Raw genomic sequence first — 21,589 nt, 5'->3', positions numbered from 1 at the left:
GAAATTTTCATATAATTTACGTTGGGTGTTAGTTGTTCGGGTTTGTAGAGTGAATGTATTTAAGTTGTTACCTCCGTTGTAGGCTGATACATACAGGTATCTGAGAATTTTCAGGTTTCTTGAGCGGACTTTTGAAATATACGAAGCGTCAGCATTAGATAACTTCATGTCTCTGGTTAATTGTTTGATGCGGGGAATGACTATCGACATGAGCGCCTATCGCCTTCAAGAAGCAGATCTGGAAATCCCCGATACCTGGCAGGATCAAAGTATCAACATCTTCAAGTTGCCCGCCGTTGACCAGGCCAAGGAGGCGAGCTTCGTTATCAGTCGCGACCCCGGCCAGGGCGATACGCCATTTCAGGAGTACGTCGCCGCGCAGTTGATAAGCGCAGAACAGCAGCTTCCCAATTACAAGCTGATCAAACATTGGGATTTCACGCTGCATGGGCATGCCGCCTCGTTGCTTGATTACACATGGCAGAGGGACGGTCGCGAATTGATGCTTCGACAAATGCTCATCGAGTACCAACCGGCAGTGCTGATCGCGACGCTGACGACCACGCCTGATGACCTCGTCCATCACGAAGCCACTTGGAAGCAGGTCATGCAGAGCTTCAAACCACTCAAGCACGCTGGCGTTTAAGGCATTCAGTCATCTAAGGAAGATGCCCGTTAAATGGACTTAGAACCTGCCGCACGCTTAGGCGATGAAATCGCTCACGGCTTTGGCGTCGTCGCCATGATCGGCGGAGCTGTGGCTGGCGCACTGATTGGCGCAGCTGTCGTGGCGGCCACCGTTGCCACAGGTGGCGTCGCCCTCGCGATCATGGGTGGATCGATCGCTGCCGGCGGCTTGTCGACGTTTCAGGTTGTGAGCGGGTTGTTTCAACTCTTTGAGCTACCCGAGCCCACGACCGGCGTTCTGGCAAAAGGCAGCAATGGCGTCTACATCAACGGGCGTCCGGCCATGCGTGCTGGCGACGACATCGCATCGTCATGCAACGGTCTGCCATTGAGTCATCCGTTTTGGCCATTCCCGGTCGTCATCGCTGAAGGCAGCGCGACGGTCTACATCAATGGCAAACCCGCGGCGCGCCTGGGCAGCAAAATGGTGTGCGGCGCCCACATCAAAAGCGGCAGCCCGGACACGTTTATTGGTGGGCCAACGATTTCAGTGACCTTCGTCCTCGATATCCAGGGCTGGATGCACACCGGTTTCGAGGCGCTGGGTCTTTTGGCTGCAGGGGCCGGGTTGGTGTTGGCAGCGATGGCGGGCGCGGCAGTGCTTGCTACTGCGGTGGTTGTTGGTGCTGCGGCAATGGCAGGGATGGCGCTGCTCGGGGATTTGGATGATCGGTTAGGGCCGGGATGTAGGGATCTGCTTCAGGGCGTCGCCGGGCTGGCGTTGTTGGGGGTTGGGGCAAAGCTGAGTAGAGTCCGCACGGTCGAAACCCCATTTGCTCCACGCTACAAACCCGGAATGACAGAAGCCGACATCCTTGCTATTCCGAAGGGGGAAAGACCTCCGCCTGAAAGCTATTTGGAAAAGCGATACATTGATGAACATCTGAAAGCTTTTGAGGAGGAGGGTGGCGGTTTTCTGTTTACCGCGGATGACTTGGGAAACTCGAGGTACTCTGAATTTAACCCGAGGAAGTTTTTGATGGCAAAATCTGATCTGCATGCCGTGGTCAACATGTACAGAAAAACCGGGGACCTGTCCGTAATTGAGTCGGCATTGGGCTATGAGCCAAACTTTCTCAATGGTATGGAAATTTACATGCTGACGCTGGAGAAGCCTACCGTGGTCATGCCCTCTGGAAATGAAGGGGGTGTAAACCCTCTATGGCGTCCTGGCGGTCTAACTAATCCAGGCGCTATGCGAGAAGCTGTATTGGATAATGTCCCAATCATTCACGCTAACGATATCGATCTTTTAAATTCTACTTATGACGTGGTACGGATTAAATGAGCAGAAATTTAGACAATGTCTTGCTATTGGCACTGGCAAACGACGAGTTGGACAAATTCATCGTTGGAGAGCCTTTTTATTTTCAGGAGGCAAAGAATGATAACGATGAGCCTCAGAATGTGATCGCAGCGTTCAATCAGCTGGTTTTGCAGTACTGGTTAGACAGCCGCGACAGTTCATTCCCTTCTCGTTTTGTTTCCGCTTTGATCGCTGTCCTTTCCACCTATCCAGATCAAAATCGAGCGATCTATGCAGCCTCTGATTGGGTCTGGTATTACAGGTATTGCGTCGCAAAAAAATACGCTCAGCCCCAAGGTATGTATGCCGAACTTTTCGAAGTTGACCTGAGTGAAGTGGTCTCATTGCTAAAGCAAAAACTTGAAGAAAATAAGGCAGATCTAAGTGTCGATACGCGATGGGCCGGTGTCGCTTGGAATAGTAAGCATGGCATGTGGGACCCGTTGATGCGCACGGCGATAGGCGTCAGGGACAAGCTTGGTGGCCCGGACTTTGTCCCTTCAGATCCTTGAAATCTCTTTTCTGGTGATACGAAGGGTCGGCCATAACAGTAGTCTGGCTGATCACCATTTAGATAGAGTAGTAAGAGCATAGAGAATGCATTTATCGTGGGCCACTTATATTGATGGCGTCTGGTCAGGTGAAAACTGCCATGTCCAAATTTGGGAAGAAGTGCTGCAGCGGCTGAGTATTTGTGAGCTGATACCGGGGACTGTAGAGCTAAGTTTCATTGATGAGCCAGAGTTTGGTCCGATGAGCATAGGGTTGACTTCCGAAAACGAAAAATATCTGGTTACACTGCTAGAAGCTACAGAGGACGCTTCCGATGTCAGAATTTTCACTAATCCGATAGCAACGACCGAAATGATAGATATTTTGGGAAACTCTTGGGATGCCCGCTCAACGGAGGACTTCGGGTTGGTGGTGATGATGTTTAAAGAATTTTTTGAAACGGGCGACGTTCCCCGCCAATGGTTGAATTGATGTGATCCGTTTCTCGGCAACCACTGAAATGCGTCGCAAGCCGACAGCAATTCAGCTAATGGCAGACTACGAATGCCATCCGCTTTGGGACATGACCACTGGCCAATATCGGGACATCAACCCAGCAGATCTTCCCCTCTCTGACGAGCTAAAGCACAGATTGAGTGAGTGGGCCCGTCTATATGATGAAACGCTGAACATGGAATCGCCGCAGGACTCCGGATTCAAAAGTGAGGAGTTGGAAAGGAAGTTTAGAGTTGAAGGGCATCGACTCGCCGAATGCCTGCGCAAGGAATTGGGTCCAGCTTTTACTGTTGCTGAGAAAATTTGGTAGCACTAGGTGTAACGCCTGCTCCCCCGACTAGCTGCAAGAGTCGGTCAAGACTTAGCTTAGGGTGTTGCTAGAATGGACTCTATTAAGATGAAAATGCTCATTTCAGGGAAAGTGCTGATCCAAGGCGTGTGGTCAGGCGGCAGGGGTTACTTCGAAGATTGGGTGGACGTAATATGGCCGCTCAAATGCATCCAAATGACAGCCGGCACACTATGCCTGGATTTAATCAACCCACCTGAACCCGGCCCGATCAGTATATTTTTGGAGTCGGATAACAATACTTATTTGATTACCTTGCTCGAAGATGTAGGCGACGACCTGGATGTCAGGGCTTACGATAACCCAACGGCAACCGCTCAGATGGTGGAGGTCCTTGGAGACTATTGGGACTCCCGAATGCTTACCGACGACTTCGATCTGGTTGTGATGCTGTTCAAGGAGTTCTTCGAGATCGGGGATGTGTCCCGCCATTGGCTAAGTTGAGGTCAGCCTTACTGGCCTCAACTTCCCCGGTAGCAACTGCCATTACGACTCAGGCTTCTCCCCAAAAAACGCCTCAACCCGCCCTTCAATCGCCCCCTTTACCCCCTGCCCCTTGGCATCCACTTCGCCCGCGATCTTCCCGTTGATATCCAATCGATTACCGGTCTCAATCACTCCGGTATCACTCGCGAATACCGTGAATGACGTCCCGGAAATATTGATCGCGCCGTTGGCATTGAACTCCAGCACGCTCTTGCCGCACACCAAACGGATTTGCGAGCCGGCTTCGATCAGATAGTTGGCGCTGATGCTGTCGGTCTTGCTGCCGCCTACTTGCAGCGTGTCATTGGCTCGAACCGCGCGCGTTCGGTCTCGTCCGACAGTCACAAGCTCATCGTTCCCAACGCTGCGATCCCGGTCATGCCCCACTGAGTGGGTTTCATCCACCTCGACCACGATGTCCTGATTACGCTCGGCGTGGATATACAGCTGCTCCGCGCCTTTTTTGTCCTCCATGCGAATCTCGTTGAAGTTCTCTGGCGTAGCGTCTTTGCTGGATCGGCTTTTGGTGCCGCTTTGCGTGGCGTTGGCGGGGAGCTTGTACGGGACGGTTTGTTCGGCGTTGTACACGCGGCCGGTGATAATCGGTCGATCCGGATCGCCTTCGAGGAAGCTGACGATGACTTCCTGGCCGATGCGCGGAATGTGCATCGAGCCCCAGTTTTTCCCCGCCCAGGCCTGGGATACGCGAATCCAGCAGGAGCTGTTTTCGTTCGACTTATCGTGGCGGTCCCAGAAGAAATGCACCTTCACCCGGCCAAACTGATCAGTCCAGATTTCCTCGCCCTCAGGGCCGACCACCCGCGCGGTTTGCGGGCCTTGGACGAAGGGGCGTCGGGTGCTGGGTTGTGGGCGAAAGCTTTGCTGCGCGTCGATGCACGTCAGGTTGCTGGTGAATTGCGCCCCGGCTGAACCGCCACCGCTTTCCAGACCTTCCTGCCGGACGACGTAGCCCGTTCTGACGATCAAATACTCGCGGTTTTGATCGTGACGGGTCACCCGTTACACCGATGCGGTGATTCAGGCGCAGTTTCAGCAGGTCAGGCAAGCACTCAGTCGCAAACCGGTGCTGGGCAATAGCCTGATGGCACGCGCGACGCTGTTCGTTCGTCACGTCGGGGACTATCGCCAGAAGAAGCGGGCAGACCCGGCCACGACATTGAAGCAATTGCTCGCGGCGGCCAGTCAGCCCTGACCGGCGCGTCCCGCGAGCGTAAAGGAAGTCCGGGCGGCGATTTGTCGTACCGGCGTGAAAACCAGAGAAGAGAGCATCAACATGCAGTCAGTTTGTAAAACCTTCGTGCGCACTGCCAACGTCCGCGCGCTATCGCTGGCCATTGCCGGATTTGGCGCTGTGATGATCGGTGGATGCGCCACCTCGCCGGTGTCCAAAGTCGGCGCAACCACTCAGGTTGAGTACTACCCAACCTGCTACGAGCCGGTGCAGTATTTGCGCGACTCCAGCGCTGACGTTACTAAGTCCGTTGCGGGCGGCGCGGCCATTGGCGCCGTTGGTGGCGCGTTGGTCGGCGCGCTGACTGGCAGTGGCGAACACCGCGCGCGCAATGCAGCGATCGGCGCAGCAGGTGGCGCGTTGGCCGGAGGTGCTGTCGGGTATTACACCGAAAAGCAAAAGCAGATTGCTGACGACAAAGAGCGCATCGGGTCCTACGCCACCGACGTCAGTAAAAACGCAGCTGACATCGACCGCAGCACCGCCTACGCCAAGGCCTCGCAAGCGTGCTACCAGACCCAGTTCGCCGGCCTGATTCTGGCGCGCAAGGCCAACACCTTGAACGATATCGAGGGCCGTAAACGCCTGGCCGAAATCGTTGCCGGGTTGAAGGAGTCCAATGATCTGATCGTCGCAGTCAACGGCCGCGCCAATGAAGACCTGAACAATTACACCCAAGCCTACGAAAAAGACCTGCAGACCGTGGGCGTAACCCGCGCCGATGTGGTGACCGTTGCCGCTGTCAGTCCGGCGCCGGTGGTCAAGGCATCCCCCCGCAAAAAAGTCCCGGCCAAAAAGAAGCTGCCGAACGTGCCGAAAGAAGCAGTTGCCACTGAAAAAACGCTGCAGGAGGCCACTGCCAGGCAAGCGGCCGGTCAGCAGGTGGCGGCCACTGGGCAGTCCCAAGTCATCAGCATGTGCAACAACGCAGATCTGGGTGATTGGGCGCCGGTGCCTTGCCCGAATGTCTGATACTCCCTCGTCTAAGGGCTGATCGCTCAGGTGCCGGTTGTGAAAACCGGTATCCTGCGCTGTTTATCCCCTCGGATCGCTGCTTTGATGGCGCGATGTGAGCAGTGACAGCGGAGAACACCCATGCGCGTCTGGATCGATGCCGACGCCTGCCCCAAGGCGGCCAAGGATCAAGTCATCAAGTTCGCTTTGAAGCGGCAATTCGAAGTGGTGCTGGTGGCGGGGCAGAGTCAGGTCAAACCGACTTACGCGATCGTCAAATTGATCGTGGTGCCCAGCGGCCCCGACGCGGCGGACGATTATCTGGTGGAACACGCCGTGCCGGGCGAGCTGGTGATCTGCAGCGATGTGCCGCTGGCCGATCGCCTGGTAAAGAAGGGCGTCGCGGCGCTGGACCCTCGTGGTAAGGAGTTTGACGCGCGGAACATGGGTGATCGGCTGGCGGTACGTAATCTGTTCACTGACCTGCGCGAGCAAGGACAAGTGGGCGGCGGGCAGGGCACCTACGGCGATCGCGAGAAGCAGGCGTTTGCCAATGCTCTGGATCGGATTCTGACGCGGTTGGTGCGAGAGTTTCATGGCTGATTGGCCACTACGGAACTAGACACCGCCTTTACGTATCAAACCGTTTCAGAACATCCAAAGTCGGAGTAACCCCGTCATGCGTCTTAAACTTGCTGTTGCCACGTTGGCTTTGCTCTCCCTTCCGGTCGGTTCAGCCATGGCTGACGGCTTTTTGCGCGATGTGCTCTCTTCAGGCGCCACTACCGGGTCGACCTACCTGACCTTCAGGCACCACAAACTGATTGTCGCAGCACAAGATGATGCCGGTAGCTATGTCGCCAGCAATGGCGCGATCCGGGGCCCATTCCTGGAGGCTGCGATGGAGCAAGTTCGTAACGACAATCCTGGGCTGAAGGCTTCGGATATGGATCTGGCGAACGCGATTCTGGCGAAGAACCTGGTGGCTGAGCAGTAAAAGCCCCGTTTTGCAGAAACAAAAATGCCGCTCACTTGAGCGGCATTTTTTTATCTGGCCTCTGTAAGAGCCAACTTGTTGGCGATGCGGCTGATAAGGTGTGTCAGTCAGAACGCTTCGCGAACAAGTTCGCTCCTACAGGGTTTGTGTGCCCGGCATTGTGCGGCGCACACATCACTTTGTAGGAGCAGCGCGAGGCTGCGATCGCGGTGCATCTGGTACACCGCATCGCAGCCTCGCGCTGCTCGTCAGCTCCTACAAATTATTCAGGACCCCGTGACTTACTCGCCGATTGCCGATTTGTAAGCCGCAGCATCCAGCAACTTCGCCAGATCAGCATCGGCAGCGCTTGGCTTGACTTTGAAGATCCACGATTCGTACGGCGTGTTGTTCAGATCTTCCGGGGAGTCGACCAGCGCTTTGTTCACTTCAACCACTTCGCCGCCTACTGGCGAGTAGATGTCGGAAGCGGCCTTCACTGATTCAACCACGCCAGCGGTATCGCCTGCGGTGAACACCTTGCCGACGTCCGGCAAATCAACGAATACCACATCACCCAACGCTTCCTGAGCGTGGTCGGAGATACCCACAACGATCAGATCACCTTCCTTTTTCGCCCATTCGTGGCTTTCGGCGAAACGCAGTTCGGCGGGAATATCGCTCATTTAGTTATCCTCTACATCAAGTCAGCGGAGAAACCCGCCAGGGAGTTTAAATTAGGGCCTTGCCGTGACGCACGAACGTTGGCTGCACCACCCGAACCGGGTACCACTTGCCGCGAATTTCCACCTCGGCGCGGTCGGCGGTGGCCATTGGAACACGTGCCAAGGCAATCGACTTGCTTAGCGTAGGAGAGAAACTACCACTGGTGATCTCTCCTTCGCCAACTTCCGCTATCCGGACAACCTGATGCGCGCGCAAAACGCCGCGCTCTTCCAGCACTAATCCCACCAGTTTCGACGTCACGCCTTGCGTCTTTTCGGCTTCCAGCGCGGCTCGGCCGATGAAGTTCCGGTCCGCAGGTTGCCATGCGACAGTCCAGCCGATATTGGAGACCAAAGGCGATACCTGCTCATCGATATCCTGGCCATACAGGTTCATGCCAGCCTCCAGTCGCAGGGTATCGCGCGCGCCCAAGCCGATGGGTGAAATGCCGGCACCGACCATGTCATTAAAGAAACCGGGGGCCTGCTCGGCGGGAAGAATGATCTCGAGCCCGTCTTCTCCGGTATAGCCCGTGCGCGCGATGAACCAGTCGCCTTGGGCGCGGCCTTCGAACGGCTTGAGCTGATGAATGAGTTCGGCTCGCGCCTGGGTGACCAGCTCAGCGATTTTATGACGCGCATGCGGGCCCTGAATCGCCAGCATGGCCAGTTCTGAACGTTGATTGAGCTGCACGTCGAAATCGTCCAGATGCGCTTGCATCCAGGCCAGATCCTTGGCGCCGGTGGCCGCATTGACCACCAGGCGATAACCGCTGTCGGTGAGGTAGACGATCATGTCGTCGATGATCCCGCCATCGGCGTCGAGCATGGCGCTGTATAACGCGCGGCCTGACTGCTTGAGCCTGTCGACGTCATTGGCCAACAGGTATTGCAGCCAAGCCTTTGCCTGACTGCCGGAAACGTCGATGACGCGCATGTGCGACACGTCAAAAATGCCACAGTCCTTGCGCACCTGATGGTGCTCTTCGACCTGTGAACCGTAGTGCAACGGCATATCCCAACCACCAAAATCGACCAGCTTCGCGCCCAGGGCGAGGTGCAGGTCAAAGAGCGGTGTGCGCTGTCCCATGGGTTTCTCCTTCCGGGCGTGGCGAAGGTGCGCACGGTCAAAACGAGGGCATTCCCCCCGTGAAATGGGGTATACCGCTGTTGTAAGCATGCCGAAACGTCTGACAGACCGCACCGATTGCGGCGCATTGTAGCCGCAAGGTTGTGACCCCGCACCTAGCCGATCGGTCTGGCCGAACGTCTGATTAAGCCAATCACTGGGAGTAATCCGACAAGCACCAAGGTGAGTGCGGGTAACGCAGCTCTTGCCCACTCGCCTTCGCTGGTCATTTCAAAAATCCGGACGGCCAGGGTGTCCCATCCAAACGGACGCATGAGCAGGGTGGCAGGCATTTCTTTGAGTACATCGACGAATACCAGCAGCGCAGCGCTGAGGGCGCCGGGCATCAACAACGGCAGATACACCGTGAAAAACAATCTCGGCCCGCTGACCCCAAGGCTGCGCGCCGCCTGCGGCAGCGAAGGTCGAATACGCGCCAGACTGCTTTCCAGCGGTCCGTAAGCCACCGCGATGAAGCGCACCAGATAGGCGAGCACCAACGCCGCGAGACTACCGAGCAGCAGCGGTTTGCCTGCTCCGCCCAGCCAGCCCGAAAGCGGCACCACCAGTTCGCGATCCAGATAACTGAACGCCAGCATGATCGACACCGCCAGCACAGAGCCTGGCAACGCGTAGCCGACGTTCGCCAGACTGACGCCCGTGCGGATGCCTTGGGTCGGTGCCAGCCTGCGGGCAAACACCAGGATCAGCGCCACGCTGACCGTGATCAACGCCGCAATTGCACCCAGATAAAGCGTGTGCAATATCAGCCCGGTGTAGCGCTCATCCAGATCGAAGCGGCCGCGCTGCCATACCCACACGATCAGCTGCAGCATTGGGACGGCGAAGGCGCAGATGAACACCAGTCCACACCAAAAGGTTGCGGCAAAAGCCTTCATCCCGCGCAGGTGATATAGCGCTTTAACTCTTGGCCGTTCATTGGTTGGACGGCTTGCGCCACGGGCGCGATGTTCGCCGTACAGCACCAGCATCACGGCCAGCAACAGCAAACTGGCCAGTTGGGCGGCGGTCGAGAGGCTGAAAAAGCCGTACCAGGTTTTGTAAATGGCCGTGGTGAAGGTGTCGAAATTGAACACCGCCACTGCGCCGAAATCAGCCAGGGTCTCCATCAGCGCCAGCGCTACGCCAGCGCCGATTGCAGGGCGCGCCATCGGTAACGCGACTCGCCAGAAGGCCTGCCAGGGCGTTTGTCCGAGCATGCGTGCAGCCTCCATCAAGCCTTTGCCTTGGGCGAGAAACGCCGTGCGTGCCAACAGATAAACGTACGGGTAGAAGACCAGCACCAGCACGATGATCACGCCGCCCGTGGATCGCACCCGGGGCAGTCGCAGTCCGGAGCCAAACCATTCGCGCAGCAGGGTTTGAACGGGGCCTGCGAAATCAAGCAGCCCAACGAATACGAACGCCAGCACATAAGCGGGAATAGCGAACGGCAGCATCAAAGCCCAGTCGAGCCAGCGCCGGCCGGGGAATTCGCACAGACTGGTCAGCCAGGCCAGGCTGACGCCGAGCAAAGTCACGCCTACCCCGACGCCCATGACTAGCGTCAGGGTGTTGCCCAGCAGGCGCGGCATCTGGGTTTCCCACAGGTGCGACCAGATTTCGTGATCGATGGTTTGCCATGAAAACAGCAAGACACTGAGAGGCAACAGCACCAGCGCGGCGATGGTGAAAACCAGAGGGTACCAGCGGCGCTGGGCGGGATGGGCCAAGGGAAGAAGCTCAGTTGACTAGGTGGCTATGCCTGTAGGAGCTGACGAGCCGCCGAAGGCTGCGAAGCGGTGTGTCAGGCGATCCGCATCGCAGCCTTCGGCAGCTCCTACAGGTATTTCAGTGTTTTTCGATCAGTTCCAACCCACCCGATCCATCATACGAATCGCCTCGGCCTGCCGCTTGCCGGCGACTTCAACCGGTATGGTGTCGGCCTTGAATTCGCCCCAGCTCGCTACTTCTTCCGACGGTGCCACCTTTGGGTTGGCCGGGAACTCCTGATTGGTCCCGGCAAAGATTTTCTGCGCGTCCGGGCCTGTCATCCACTCTCCCAACGCTTTTGCGGCGTCGGGGTGCGGCGCATATTTGGTCAGTCCGATACCCGACAGGTTGACGTGCACGCCGCGGTCCGACTGATTCGGCCAGAACAAGCGCACTGCAAGATCCGGATTCTGTTTGTGCAGACGGCCGAAGTAGTAGGTATTGACGATGCCAACGTCACATTGCCCGGCGTTGATTGCCTCTAATACCGCGATGTCATCGGAAAACACGTCGGTAGACAGGTTGTTGACCCAGCCCTTCAAAATCTTCTCGGACGCCTCGGCACCGTGGGTCTCGATCAGCGTGGCGGTCAGCGACTGGTTATAGACCTTTTTGGCTGTACGCAGGCACAAGCGGCCTTCCCATTGTTTGTCTGCCAGGGCTTCGTACGTGGTCAGTTCGGCGGGCTTAACGCGGTCGGTCGAATAGGCGATGGTTCGCGCGCGCAAACTCAAACCGGTCCAGCTGTGAGTGGAGGAACGATATTGCGAGGGAATATTTTCGTCGATGATCGCCGAAGTGAAAGGCTGAAGAATGCCCATTTGCTCGGCTTGCCACAGGTTGCCGGCATCCACGGTCAGCAGCAGGTCGGCGGTGGCGTTTTCGCCCTCGGCCTTGATGCGCTGCATCAGCGGGGCTTCCTTGTCGGTAATGAATTTGATCTTCACGCCAGTCTTGGCGGTGTACGCATCAAAGACCGGTTTGATCAGTTCATCGATACGTGATGAATAGACGACTACTTCGTCTGCGGCTTGGGCGGTGCTGCCGAGCACGGTCAGTGCCAGAACAGCCAGTAAACGCTTGCTCGCCTGCATGGTGAAGTCTCGTAATTGCGAATTGAGGCGAAATGGTAGTGAATCACATTTGGCATCTCAACCGAACTCGGGTTGGAGGCGTTACGAGATGTTGCGGGCGGCCCGACGTTTGTGAGGCCTGCCTCTGTAGGAGCCAACTTGTTGGCGATACGGCCCACGCATCTCTCCAATACCGGCGCCTCGCGAACAAGGTCATGTCTATCTAAAAGGGCTTACGGGCCGCACCCAATACTCGGATAGATCCTACGTGACGCATCGGGGCTTCCTATTCCCCCGCCTGCGAGATTCTAGAATTCTGCGAGGCCATGGGCGCGGATGGAATCAACACCCGCCCTATAAGAAACGGGTTAGGGAGTTTCAAACTTGCTTAAGCAACCACGGAAAACGTTCGGTGCGGGTCCAGCCAAGCCATTTAGTTTTGCGGCAGGGCGCATCAGTGGCGGTATTTCTGCAGCCTTGGGACTACTTAGCCTGCTGGCAGTCTTTTGCTTTCTGCTTCCGGAATGGCTGACCACCAGTGAACTACGCAATGTTTACAATGAACAGTTTGCAAGGACACTACTATTACTTGGACTGGTCGTTTCGTTCAGCTTAGGCACGTTAAGCGTATTTCTAAACCAGCATAAACGCCTTGGAGGCGTCGGAATTTTTGCCTCCGGTCTGGCCGTTTTTATGGGAGGGACAAACATACAAGTTAATGCCATCGGCGAAACGCCCTATTCCCTAGGGTTAGATTGGTTTGTATTAGCGCTGCTCGTCTCGGCAATTGTATTCATCCCTCTTGAGAAACTTTACGCCAAGGACCTTGAGCAGAATATTTTGCGGCCACAGTGGCGGACTGATCTGGCGTATTTTTTTGTCAGCCACATGTTGGTGCAATTCATACTGATTTTTATCACGGGATTTTCTGAGTCTGTCGCTGGCTGGGCTGTATCCCCCGGCTTCCAGGAAACCGTTCAGCGTCTGCCATTACTGCTGCAGTTTCTTCTTGCTGTGTTGGTAGCAGATCTAGGGCAGTACTGGATTCATCGTTTGTACCACCGAGTACCTTTGCTATGGCGCGTGCATGCGGTTCACCATTCGAGTACGGCAATGGACTGGTTGGCCGGATCGCGCGTGCATTTAGTCGAAATTCTGCTTACCCGCACCGGCGTAATGGTGCCATTGATGCTGCTGGGCTTTGCGCCTCAAGCGTTAAATGCCTACGTGATTCTGGTAGGCGTTCAGGCTGTACTTGCTCACGCAAATGTACGAATTAGTGGAGGTTGGTTGGACTACGTGCTGGTACTTCCTCGTTACCATCATTGGCACCATGCCCGTCACCCGGACTACATTTACAAAAATTACGCCATTCACTTGCCTCTGGTGGACATGTTATTTGGCACCTTCAAATTACCGGCAAAGGAATGGCCTGTTAAGTACGGAGTGTTTGGCAAACCTCTCCCAAAAGGCATTTTGCGCCAGCACCTTTACCCACTACACAAGCCTGTATCGAAGAGGGCAGATTGATAACCGCACTACCGATCCAGTTTGCCTAAAACGTAGATGAACGGCTGAGCCTCAATCCGGCCAATGCCAAGCCGGTTGATCAAGCATCCCTTGGCCGACAATCTCTGTCTGGCCAAGGGTTTTTTCCAGGACGATGGAGTTGCACGCGGGGTCTTGCTCCAAGGCGATGATCAAGCGGCTGGCGTGGGATACGACCCAGACCTGGCAATGCTGGGAGGCCCGAATGATCAATCGCGCCAACGCGGGCAAGAGGTCAGGGTGCAGGCTGGTTTCCGGCTCGTTCAGCACCATCATCGTCGGTGGGCGTGGGGTCAGCAGTGCGGCAATCAGCAGGAGATAGCGCAAGGTGCCGTCCGACAGTTCCGCCCCCGATAACGGTCGCAACAAACCTTGCTGATAAAACTCGATGGCAAAATGGCCGCCTGCCGCGGCGTTGATCTTCACGCGGGCGCCGGGGAAAGCGTCGCTTATCGCGGCGTCGAGCGCTTCGGGGTCGCCGATTTCACGGATGGTTTGCAACGCAGCGGCCAGGTCGCGACCGTCGTGGTGCAGGACCGGCGTGCGCGTGCCGAGTTGGGGTTGGCGGGCTGGCGCTTCGGCGTCGCTGCGAAAATGATCATAAAAGCGCCAGCCACGAATGCTTTCGCGTAAACGCAGCACTTCCGGCGACGCGCGCAAGCTGCCGACTTGATCGAACAGGCTGTCGAACGTCGGCAGGCTTTGCGCCAACACATCCCACTCCCGACCCTCCCGCGTGCGCACCATCGGACCTTTGCGATCTACCAATAAGGTGGCAGGGCGATACAGCGCGCCGGCCCAGATGCATTCGCGCTTGATTTCCGGGTCCAGCGAAAACGCGGTAGGAGCGCCAGGTGGCGGCGGCAGGCCGAGAGAAATGGCGTAGCTGAAATCTTCAGCGGCAAAGCCCAGTCGCAAGCGCTTCACGTCTTTGCGTGGCCCGCCCTGAATCTCCACCTCGCCATTACGCATACGCCGGCTGATGCTTTCCGGCCCGGCCCAAAACGTCGAATCCAGGCCGCCTTCGCGAGCCAGCGCATTAATCACCCCGCCCTGAGCGGTTTCAGCCAGCAGGCGCAGGGCGCGATAGAGATTGGATTTTCCGCTGCCGTTGGGGCCGGTAATCAAATTCAGCCGCTCAAGCGGTACAACCAGTGTATTGATTGATCGATAGTTGGCGACAGCGAGGGTGGTGAGCATCGGGCATTCCATGGCGGCGGTGGTTTGAACGCATCAGCGTCCAAGGGAGTTTAGCCGCGCAAGGAACCCTGATCTACGCTCACAGTCGCATGATCACAGCGCGATCACGTCCTCAAGCGCACCGCTCGGATCGTCGCAGCGAATGGCATTGGCACAAGGAGTTTGCATGCCGGCTCAACCCTTTTTTTTACGTTCTGGCCTCATGTCTGTCGGCGCTGCCCTGTGCCTGGCGCTTCTTGCCGGTTGTGGCAAAGAAAAGCCGCAAGAACCCGAGCTTCCGCGAGTGCAGATTCAAGAAGTCAAAACCACTGAATACGCAGCCGCTGTCGCGCTCACAGGCGATGTGCAGGCGCGAGTGCAGACGCAACTGTCTTTCCGCGTCAGCGGCAAAATCATCCAGCGCATGGTGGACGTCGGCGACCGGGTTTCGGCCAAGCAGGTGCTCGCCAAACTCGATCCCAAAGACCTGCAGACCAACGTCGATTCGGCCATTGCCGCCGAAGCCGCTGAACAGGCCCGCGTCAAACAAACCAGTGCCGCGTTTGTTCGTCAGCAAAAACTGCTGCCCAAGGGCTACACCAGCCACAGCGAATATGACTCAGCGCAAGCCGCCTTGCGCAGCAGCCAGAGCGCGCTCAAAGCCGCGCAGGCGCAGCTGTCCAATGCCCGCGAGCAACTGAGCTACACCGCGCTGATAGCCGAAGCGCCGGGCATCATTACTGCGCGTCAGGCCGAAGTCGGCCAGGTTGTACAGGCGACCGCGCCGATTTTCAGCCTTGCCCGCGACGGCGATCGGGACGCGGTGTTCAACGTCTACGAGTCGCTGTTTGTCGATCCGCCGACCAATCTGCCGGTGGACGTGACACTGCTCGACAATCCGAAAATCAAAACGTCTGGCAAAGTCCGGGAAGTCACCCCTGCGGTGTCGGCGCAGACCGGAACCCTGCAGGTGAAGATTGCACTCAGTTCGCTGCCGGCCGGCATGGAGTTAGGCTCGGTGGTCAGCGCGGCGCTGACGGTACCGGCCAAGACCAGTGTCGAACTGCCGTGGTCCGCGCTGACCAAAGGTTTGGGCGACCAATTGGGACAGCCGGCGGTGTGGGTTGTCGATGATCAGAACAAAACCAACCTGCGTTCAGTGACGGTTGGTCGTTATCTGACCAGCAAGATCGTGGTCAGCGATGGCTTGAAAAACGGAGATAAAGTGGTGGTGGCTGGTGGACAATTGCTGCACCCGGACATGCAGGTCGAGCTTGCTGACGTCTATAAGCAGCAGACCGGAGCGCACCCATGAAGCGCGTTACAGGTATCGTGCTGCTTGGCGCTTTGCTAAGCGCATGCGGCAAGGACGAGCCGCCACCTGAACCGGTGCGTCCGGTGCTGTTTGTCGAAGTCCAGTCTCAATCGGAACAAAGCCTGGGTCGCTTTGCCGGTAATATCGCCGCCCGCTATGAAAGCACCCTCGGTTTTCGGGTGTCGGGCCGTATCGCGCAACGCAAAGTGGATGTTGGCAGCGAAGTCAAAAAAGGTGACTTGCTAGCTGTGCTTGACCCCACCGACCAACAGAATCAGGTCCGCTCCACCCAAGGCGATCTGGCTCGCGTTGAGGCACAGCTGATCAATGCGCAGGCCAACGCCCGCCGCCAGCAGGAATTGTTTGATCGCGGTGTCGGCGCGCAGGCGGCGTTGGACGTGGCCGTGACAGATTTGAAAACCACGCAATCTTCATACGATCAGGGCAAGGCCGCGCTGCAACAGGCAAAGGATCAATTGAGCTACAGCGAGCTGCGCACTGATCACGACGCGGTGGTCACCGAATGGAAGGTCGAGGCCGGTCAGGTGGTCAGTGCCGGTGAGCAGGTGGTCACGCTGGCGCGTCCCGATATCAAGGAAGCCGTGATCGATCTGCCTGCCGGGCTCGCCGAACAATTGCCGCCCGATGTCGTGTTTACGGTCGCGAGTCAGTTGGAGCCGAGTATCAACACCACAGCGACTGTTCGAGAACTTGAGCCGCAAGCCGAGCGCAGCACGCGCACGCGCCGCGCCCGTTTGACTCTCGCCGATACGCCAGCTGCATTCCGCTTGGGTACGGCGATCAGCGTGACCGCCAGTTCAGCCATCGAACCGCGCATCGAATTGCCCGTCACTGCTCTGCAGGAGGTCGACGGCAAGACACAAATCTGGACCATCGACATGCAAAACCAGACGGTCTCGCCGCGCGAGGTCAAAGTGCTCAGCCGAGAGGATGATCGCATCGTGCTGGCAGGTGGGCTCAAGTCTGGCGAACGTGTCGTGACGGCCGGCGTAAACAGCCTCAAGCCGGGGCAGAAAGTCAAAGTCGATAAGGAAAGCCCGAAATGAAAGGGAAGTTCAACCTCTCCGATTGGGCGCTGAAACACCAATCCTTCGTCTGGTACCTGATGTTCGTCGGGCTGCTGATGGGCGTTTTTTCCTACATGAACCTGGGGCGCGAGGAAGATCCATCCTTCACCATCAAGACCATGGTCATACAGACCCGTTGGCCCGGCGCGACGGTGGATGAAACGCTTGAACAGGTCACCGACCGGATCGAGAAGAAACTCGAAGAGCTGGATTCTCTCGATTACGTGAAAAGCTATACGCGGCCTGGCGAATCAACCGTCTTCGTTTACCTGCGCGACACCACCGATGCGAAGGCGATTCCTGACATCTGGTATCAGGTGCGCAAGAAGATCGACGATATCCGAGGGCAGTTTCCGCAGGGGCTGCAAGGTCCAGCGTTCAACGACGAGTTCGGTGATGTCTACGGCTCGATCTACGCGTTCACGGCAGACGGCCTGACCATGCGCCAGCTGCGTGATTACGTCGAAGAGGTCCGCGTGCAGATCCGCGATGTGCCGGGCCTGGGCAAGGTTGAAATGGTCGGCCAGCAGGACGAAGTGCTGTACCTCAATTTCTCCACCCGCAAGCTGGCCGCGCTCGGGCTGGATCAGCGGCAAGTGGTGCAAAGCCTGCAATCGCAAAATACCGTGACGCCAGCGGGAGTAATCGAAGCGGGGCCTGAGCGCATTTCCGTGCGAACTTCCGGTCAGTTTGAATCGGAAAAGGACCTGGCCGCCGTCAACCTGCGGCTCAATGATCGTTTCTATCGCCTGAGTGACATCGCTGAGATTTCACGCGGATACGTTGATCCACCCAAGCCCCTGTTCCGCTTCAACGGCAAGCCGGCGATCGGTCTGGCGATTGCCATGAAGAAGGGCGGCAACGTCCAGGAATTCGGCAAAGCGCTGCACGCGAAAATGGACGCAGCCACCGGCGACTTGCCGGTCGGCGTCGGCGTACACAATGTGTCGGATCAGGCGCAAGTAGTCGAAAAAGCTGTCGGTGGCTTCACCAGCGCGCTTTTCGAGGCGGTGGTGATCGTGTTGATCGTCAGCTTCATCAGCCTCGGGATGCGCGCCGGATTAGTAGTGGCGTGCTCGATTCCGCTGGTATTGGCCATGGTGTTTGTGTTCATGGAATACAGCGGCATCACCATGCAACGGATCTCATTGGGCGCGTTGATCATCGCCCTCGGCCTGCTGGTCGACGATGCCATGATTACCGTGGAGATGATGGTCACGCGCCTGGAAATGGGCGATACCAAAGAGCAAGCCGCAACGTTCGCCTACACCTCGACCGCGTTCCCGATGCTCACCGGTACGCTAGTGACCGTCGCAGGTTTTGTGCCGATTGGCCTGAACGCTAGCTCCGCGGGGGAATACACCTTCACGCTGTTCGCGGTGATTGCCGTGGCGATGCTGGTGTCGTGGGTGGTGGCCGTGTTGTTCGCGCCGGTCATCGGGGTGCACATCCTCAGCGAAAACGTGAAGAAGAAAGACGAACACGCCAAGCCAGGCCGTATCGCCCGGGCCTTCAACGGCAGTATGTTCTGGGCCATGCGCCATCGCTGGCTGACCATCATCATCACAATCCTGATCTTCGCCGTGTCTCTGTTTTGCATGCGTTTCGTGCAGAACCAGTTCTTCCCATCGTCAGACAGGCCCGAGATTTTGGTGGATCTGAACCTGCCGCAAAACGCTTCGATCAATGAGACACGCAAAGCCGTGGATCGCCTGGAAGCCACGCTCAAGGATGATCCGGACATCGTGCGCTGGAGCACCTACATCGGCCAGGGCGCGCTGCGTTTTTATCTGCCATTGGACCAACAGCTTGAAAACCCGTACTACGCGCAACTGGTCATCGTCAGCAAAGGGCTTGAAGAGCGGGGCGCGTTGACCGAGCGTTTGAAACAGCGGCTGCGCAAGGATTTCGTCGGCATCGGCACCTACGTGCAGGCGCTGGAAATGGGCCCGCCGGTGGGGCGTCCGATTCAGTATCGAGTCAGCGGCGAGAACATCGACAAGGTACGCCAGCACGCCATCGACCTGGCAACGCTGCTGGACAAAAACCAGCACATCGGTGAGATGATTTACGACTGGAATGAGCCGGGCAAAGTCCTGCGGATCGACATCAACCAGGACAAGGCGCGGCAGTTGGGACTGTCCTCCGAGGACGTGGCGCAATTGATGAACAGCATCGTCACCGGTTCTGCAGTGACCCAGGTGCGCGATGATATTTACCTGATCAACGTAGTTGGGCGCGCCGAAGATGCTGAGCGCGGTTCGCCCGAGACCCTGCAAAACCTGCAGATCGTGACGCCTGGCGGGACGTCGATTCCGTTGCTGGCGTTCGCCACGGTGCGTTATGAACTGGAGCAGCCGCTGGTGTGGCGTCGCGATCGCAAGCCGACCATCACCCTGAAGGCGGCCGTGCGCGACGATATGCAGCCGACCGATCTGGTCAAGGAACTCAAGCCTGAGATCGACAAGTTTGCTGCCGGTTTGCCCAGCGGCTACAAAGTCGCTACCGGCGGGACTGTGGAGGAAAGCGGCAAGGCGCAAGGCCCGATTGCCAAGGTCGTGCCGCTGATGATCTTCCTGATGGCGACGTTCCTGATGATTCAGCTGCACAGTGTGCAGAAGATGTTCCTTGTGGCCAGCGTTGCACCGCTTGGGCTGATCGGCGTAGTGCTGGCGCTGGTGCCAACGGGAACGCCAATGGGTTTTGTGGCGATCCTCGGGATTCTTGCGTTGATCGGCATCATCATCCGCAACTCGGTGATTCTGGTGACGCAGATCGACGCTTACGAGAAAGCCGGTTATCTGCCGTGGGATGCGGTGGCTGAGGCGACCGAGCATCGTCGTCGGCCGATTCTGTTGACTGCTGCGGCTGCGAGCCTGGGCATGATCCCTATCGCTCGCGAAGTGTTTTGGGGCCCGATGGCCTACGCGATGATCGGCGGCATCATCATCGCGACGTTGCTGACGTTGTTGTTCCTGCCCGCGCTGTATGTGGCCTGGTACAAGATCAGAGAGCCTAGTGATGAGGATCGTAAAAAGGCTGAGGCTGATAAGAACGCTAGGAAGGATGATGACTCAAGCTCGGGCTCGGGCACTGATGCGGATGCGGATGCGGATGCGGATGATGAGGATCGCGGGGAGCCAGCGCCTGCGCGGTGACAGCTTCGCGGGAAAGCCTCGCTCCAACAAGATCAAGAGCGCTGCCCTCGCACCAGCAGGACTTCCCGCTCCTGTAGGAGCGAGGCTGCCCGCGAAGCTAACGACTCGGTATCAAAGAGTGGACACATTCCGCGACGCAATCGGACTTCGATAATCATCCAACACGCTAGCGTTTGAGTTCCTCTCGAAGAACTCAAAGGCGATGGAATGCAGCCCCATTACCAAACAAGAAACACGCGAAAAGGCCGGCACAGCGAGTCCGGCCAAATCTATCTGCTCACGGCGATCACCAAAAACCGCGAGCCCTTCTTTTCTGACTGGAAAATCGGCGCACTTGTCGCACAGCAATTTGAACAGGCCGACCGCGATCACGCCGTTGATTCATTGGCCTGGGTGGTAATGCCCGATCATTTCCACTGGCTGATAGCGGTGAGAGAGAAGCCGCTAAGCGAAGTGGTTGCCCGTGCAAAATCGAAGGGCAATCACTTGGTAAACAAGGCATTGGCGCGAACAGGCAGTATTTGGCAGCGTGGATTTCATGATCGCGCCCTTCGCCGGGAGGAGGATCTAAAAGCTGTCGCCCGTTACGTGATTTTAAACCCTGTCCGTGCCGGTCTTGTTCGGCGCGTTGGAGAGTACCCGCTCTGGAATGCTATCTGGATCTGACTCGACCTTTATGCGGCGGCGTCAGCTTCGCGGGCAAGCCTCGCTCCAACAAAATCAAAAGCGCTGCCCTTGCCTCAACGGGCCTTCGAGGTTTGTTGGAGCGAGGCTTGCCCGCGAAGCTGATGACTCGGTATCAACGGCTGCCGTCGGTCAGCTGTTGATCTTGTTGGAGCGAGGCTTGCCCGCGAAGCTGACGATCGGTGTATTGAGAGCGCCCACGCCTATCACGGGGCGCCCCTAAGCTACTTCACCGATTTGAATCAAACATATTCAAGCTTGAAGTCACTGTAATCCATCGAGCTGATCACCAACTCCAGCTCTGGGTTGTCTTTTTTATCAGTAGGTTTGACCGGCCCCATGCAGGAGACAGCAAAGTTACACTCGATCACCGGGAAGTTCGGCAGTTCAAACACATACTCCTTGTTTTGCCATTCAGACGTTGCTCTCACTTCACGCATAACAGGCGTTCCGACGGCGTCACCGCCCATAAATAGAGAAACTACACCAAACGCAAATTCATCGGCGGCTACCTTGGGCGCTCGCACCCTGAAACTGGCGCGCACGCGGCGGGTAATGCCTTTGGTGCTCTGCGCCAGCGTCGTGCCGGGTAGCAGGCGAATGAAGTAGCCTTCGTTGTCATCGTGCTTGCGGATCGTGTGATGTCGTTCCGCCGAAACAGTCCATGGTTCAAGTGTGCTCGTCGAGAAGTTTCCATTGATCAGTCGGTTAGTTGCAGTATGGATAATAGTTGCGGACATAAGTCACCTACCATTTAAGTTGCTGAATATGGCTAATATAAAGTCGAGCGCATGAGTATCCGGGCTTCGTAAAGAAACATGCCGGAACGCGCTATTTTTGATTCAAGTCATTAAATGGATTTTAACGAAAAGAAGTCCTGGGGACAGACTTCTTTTAAT

At 57.0% G+C, this 21,589-nt stretch carries 19 protein-coding genes and 3 pseudogenes; 15 read left to right on the top strand and 7 right to left on the bottom strand.

Annotation, left to right across the window (positions count from 1 at the left end):
* Positions 1 to 208: 208 nt before the first annotated feature.
* The 6 genes from ACWKWM_RS15090 (at position 209) to ACWKWM_RS15065 (ending at position 3,794) form a co-directional block, all read left to right on the top strand.
* The gene (locus ACWKWM_RS15090; RefSeq protein WP_483846895.1) at positions 209 to 646 is read left to right on the top strand and encodes a DcrB-related protein; all 438 of its coding nucleotides are present in this window, start codon (positions 209 to 211) and stop codon (positions 644 to 646) included.
* A 33-nt stretch (positions 647 to 679) separates the two neighbouring features.
* Complete coding sequence (locus ACWKWM_RS15085) at positions 680 to 1,975, top strand: PAAR domain-containing protein (RefSeq protein WP_483846894.1); 1,296 nt, start codon at positions 680 to 682, stop codon at positions 1,973 to 1,975.
* Entirely contained in the window at positions 1,972 to 2,505 is a 534-nt protein-coding gene (locus ACWKWM_RS15080) for a hypothetical protein (RefSeq protein ID WP_483846893.1), read from the top strand. Before ACWKWM_RS15085 ends, ACWKWM_RS15080 begins: the two co-directional genes overlap by 4 nt.
* An 85-nt stretch (positions 2,506 to 2,590) precedes the next feature.
* A complete protein-coding gene (locus tag ACWKWM_RS15075) occupies positions 2,591 to 2,977 on the top strand; it encodes a DUF6911 family protein (protein ID WP_483846892.1) in 387 nt (128 codons plus the stop codon).
* Between the two features lie 58 nt (positions 2,978 to 3,035).
* Complete coding sequence (locus ACWKWM_RS15070) at positions 3,036 to 3,311, top strand: hypothetical protein (protein ID WP_483846891.1); 276 nt, start codon at positions 3,036 to 3,038, stop codon at positions 3,309 to 3,311.
* Positions 3,312 to 3,398: 87 nt separating this feature from the next.
* A complete protein-coding gene (locus tag ACWKWM_RS15065; RefSeq protein WP_483846890.1) occupies positions 3,399 to 3,794 on the top strand; it encodes a DUF6911 family protein in 396 nt (131 codons plus the stop codon).
* Positions 3,795 to 3,836: 42 nt separating this feature from the next.
* On the opposite strand, the pseudogene tssI reads toward ACWKWM_RS15065, so the two are convergent.
* A pseudogene (tssI, locus tag ACWKWM_RS15060) lies at positions 3,837 to 4,847 on the bottom strand (type VI secretion system tip protein TssI/VgrG); the annotation flags it as partial.
* A gap of 4 nt (positions 4,848 to 4,851) precedes the next feature.
* Between tssI and ACWKWM_RS15055 the strand changes: the two are divergent.
* The 4 genes and pseudogenes from ACWKWM_RS15055 to ACWKWM_RS15040 form a co-directional block, all read left to right on the top strand.
* A pseudogene (locus ACWKWM_RS15055) lies at positions 4,852 to 5,049 on the top strand (type VI secretion protein); the annotation flags it as partial.
* Positions 5,050 to 5,130: 81 nt separating this feature from the next.
* A complete protein-coding gene (gene tagQ / locus ACWKWM_RS15050; protein ID WP_483846889.1) occupies positions 5,131 to 6,060 on the top strand; it encodes a type VI secretion system-associated lipoprotein TagQ in 930 nt (309 codons plus the stop codon).
* Between the two features lie 123 nt (positions 6,061 to 6,183).
* Entirely contained in the window at positions 6,184 to 6,645 is a 462-nt protein-coding gene (locus ACWKWM_RS15045; protein WP_483846888.1) for a YaiI/YqxD family protein, read from the top strand.
* A 76-nt stretch (positions 6,646 to 6,721) separates the two neighbouring features.
* Complete coding sequence (locus ACWKWM_RS15040) at positions 6,722 to 7,039, top strand: DUF2388 domain-containing protein (RefSeq protein WP_483846887.1); 318 nt, start codon at positions 6,722 to 6,724, stop codon at positions 7,037 to 7,039.
* A gap of 281 nt (positions 7,040 to 7,320) precedes the next feature.
* Here the strand turns inward: ACWKWM_RS15040 and gcvH are convergent, their stop codons facing one another.
* From gcvH to ACWKWM_RS15020, 4 genes are all read right to left on the bottom strand, one after another.
* Positions 7,321 to 7,704 (bottom strand): glycine cleavage system protein GcvH, encoded by a 384-nt coding sequence (gene gcvH, locus ACWKWM_RS15035; RefSeq protein WP_483846886.1) that lies wholly within the window; start codon positions 7,702 to 7,704, stop codon positions 7,321 to 7,323.
* Between the two features lie 46 nt (positions 7,705 to 7,750).
* A complete protein-coding gene (gcvT, locus tag ACWKWM_RS15030; protein WP_483846885.1) occupies positions 7,751 to 8,833 on the bottom strand; it encodes a glycine cleavage system aminomethyltransferase GcvT in 1,083 nt (360 codons plus the stop codon).
* 155 nt (positions 8,834 to 8,988) lie between these two features.
* Positions 8,989 to 10,605: an ABC transporter permease gene (locus ACWKWM_RS15025; protein WP_483846884.1), complete on the bottom strand. Its 1,617-nt coding sequence runs from the start codon at positions 10,603 to 10,605 to the stop codon at positions 8,989 to 8,991.
* A 132-nt stretch (positions 10,606 to 10,737) separates the two neighbouring features.
* Positions 10,738 to 11,739, bottom strand: a complete 1,002-nt coding sequence (locus ACWKWM_RS15020; RefSeq protein WP_483846883.1) for an extracellular solute-binding protein — start codon at positions 11,737 to 11,739, stop codon at positions 10,738 to 10,740.
* Between the two features lie 363 nt (positions 11,740 to 12,102).
* Here ACWKWM_RS15020 and ACWKWM_RS15015 point away from each other — a divergent pair, with 363 nt between their 5' ends.
* Positions 12,103 to 13,248, top strand: coding sequence for a sterol desaturase family protein (locus ACWKWM_RS15015; protein ID WP_483846882.1), 1,146 nt, complete (start codon positions 12,103 to 12,105; stop codon positions 13,246 to 13,248).
* 51 nt (positions 13,249 to 13,299) lie between these two features.
* Here ACWKWM_RS15015 and ACWKWM_RS15010 read toward each other — a convergent pair whose 3' ends face one another.
* Entirely contained in the window at positions 13,300 to 14,466 is a 1,167-nt protein-coding gene (locus ACWKWM_RS15010; protein ID WP_483846881.1) for an AAA family ATPase, read from the bottom strand.
* Between the two features lie 202 nt (positions 14,467 to 14,668).
* Here ACWKWM_RS15010 and ACWKWM_RS15005 point away from each other — a divergent pair, with 202 nt between their 5' ends.
* From ACWKWM_RS15005 to ACWKWM_RS14990, 4 genes and pseudogenes are all read left to right on the top strand, one after another.
* Positions 14,669 to 15,760, top strand: coding sequence for an efflux RND transporter periplasmic adaptor subunit (locus ACWKWM_RS15005; protein WP_483846938.1), 1,092 nt, complete (start codon positions 14,669 to 14,671; stop codon positions 15,758 to 15,760).
* Positions 15,757 to 16,827: an efflux RND transporter periplasmic adaptor subunit gene (locus ACWKWM_RS15000; RefSeq protein WP_483846880.1), complete on the top strand. Its 1,071-nt coding sequence runs from the start codon at positions 15,757 to 15,759 to the stop codon at positions 16,825 to 16,827. The genes ACWKWM_RS15005 and ACWKWM_RS15000 overlap by 4 nt, the downstream gene beginning before the upstream one ends.
* Positions 16,824 to 19,865 (top strand): annotated as a pseudogene (locus tag ACWKWM_RS14995) (efflux RND transporter permease subunit); the annotation flags it as partial. The gene ACWKWM_RS15000 and the pseudogene ACWKWM_RS14995, both read left to right, overlap by 4 nt.
* Positions 19,866 to 20,213: 348 nt before the next feature.
* On the top strand, positions 20,214 to 20,672 hold the full coding sequence (locus tag ACWKWM_RS14990; RefSeq protein WP_483846879.1) for an REP-associated tyrosine transposase: 459 nt from the start codon (positions 20,214 to 20,216) through the stop codon (positions 20,670 to 20,672).
* A gap of 260 nt (positions 20,673 to 20,932) precedes the next feature.
* On the opposite strand, the gene ACWKWM_RS14985 is transcribed toward ACWKWM_RS14990, so the two are convergent.
* Positions 20,933 to 21,430 carry a hypothetical protein gene (locus ACWKWM_RS14985; protein ID WP_483846878.1) on the bottom strand — a complete coding sequence of 166 codons (498 nt, stop codon included), beginning with the start codon at positions 21,428 to 21,430 and terminating at the stop codon, positions 20,933 to 20,935.
* Positions 21,431 to 21,589: the final 159 nt, after the last annotated feature.

The sequence above is a fragment of the Pseudomonas rosaeacicularis genome, assembly GCF_057128745.1.
This window is presented reverse-complemented; position numbering and strand designations above follow the sequence as displayed.

Excerpts from the sequence above, each read along its gene's own strand:
- ACWKWM_RS15090 (WP_483846895.1), top strand. The coding sequence starts at position 209 with ATGAGCGCCTATCGCCTTCAAGAAGCAGATCTGGAAATCCCCGATACC.
- ACWKWM_RS15085 (WP_483846894.1), top strand. The coding sequence starts at position 680 with ATGGACTTAGAACCTGCCGCACGCTTAGGCGATGAAATCGCTCACGGC.
- ACWKWM_RS15080 (WP_483846893.1), top strand. The coding sequence starts at position 1,972 with ATGAGCAGAAATTTAGACAATGTCTTGCTATTGGCACTGGCAAACGAC.
- ACWKWM_RS15075 (WP_483846892.1), top strand. The coding sequence starts at position 2,591 with ATGCATTTATCGTGGGCCACTTATATTGATGGCGTCTGGTCAGGTGAA.
- ACWKWM_RS15070 (WP_483846891.1), top strand. The coding sequence starts at position 3,036 with ATGGCAGACTACGAATGCCATCCGCTTTGGGACATGACCACTGGCCAA.
- ACWKWM_RS15065 (WP_483846890.1), top strand. The coding sequence starts at position 3,399 with ATGAAAATGCTCATTTCAGGGAAAGTGCTGATCCAAGGCGTGTGGTCA.
- tagQ (WP_483846889.1), top strand. The coding sequence starts at position 5,131 with ATGCAGTCAGTTTGTAAAACCTTCGTGCGCACTGCCAACGTCCGCGCG.
- ACWKWM_RS15045 (WP_483846888.1), top strand. The coding sequence starts at position 6,184 with ATGCGCGTCTGGATCGATGCCGACGCCTGCCCCAAGGCGGCCAAGGAT.
- ACWKWM_RS15040 (WP_483846887.1), top strand. The coding sequence starts at position 6,722 with ATGCGTCTTAAACTTGCTGTTGCCACGTTGGCTTTGCTCTCCCTTCCG.
- gcvH (WP_483846886.1), bottom strand. The coding sequence starts at position 7,704 with ATGAGCGATATTCCCGCCGAACTGCGTTTCGCCGAAAGCCACGAATGG.
- gcvT (WP_483846885.1), bottom strand. The coding sequence starts at position 8,833 with ATGGGACAGCGCACACCGCTCTTTGACCTGCACCTCGCCCTGGGCGCG.
- ACWKWM_RS15020 (WP_483846883.1), bottom strand. The coding sequence starts at position 11,739 with ATGCAGGCGAGCAAGCGTTTACTGGCTGTTCTGGCACTGACCGTGCTC.
- ACWKWM_RS15010 (WP_483846881.1), bottom strand. The coding sequence starts at position 14,466 with ATGCTCACCACCCTCGCTGTCGCCAACTATCGATCAATCAATACACTG.
- ACWKWM_RS15005 (WP_483846938.1), top strand. The coding sequence starts at position 14,669 with ATGTCTGTCGGCGCTGCCCTGTGCCTGGCGCTTCTTGCCGGTTGTGGC.
- ACWKWM_RS15000 (WP_483846880.1), top strand. The coding sequence starts at position 15,757 with ATGAAGCGCGTTACAGGTATCGTGCTGCTTGGCGCTTTGCTAAGCGCA.
- ACWKWM_RS14990 (WP_483846879.1), top strand. The coding sequence starts at position 20,214 with ATGCAGCCCCATTACCAAACAAGAAACACGCGAAAAGGCCGGCACAGC.
- ACWKWM_RS14985 (WP_483846878.1), bottom strand. The coding sequence starts at position 21,430 with ATGTCCGCAACTATTATCCATACTGCAACTAACCGACTGATCAATGGA.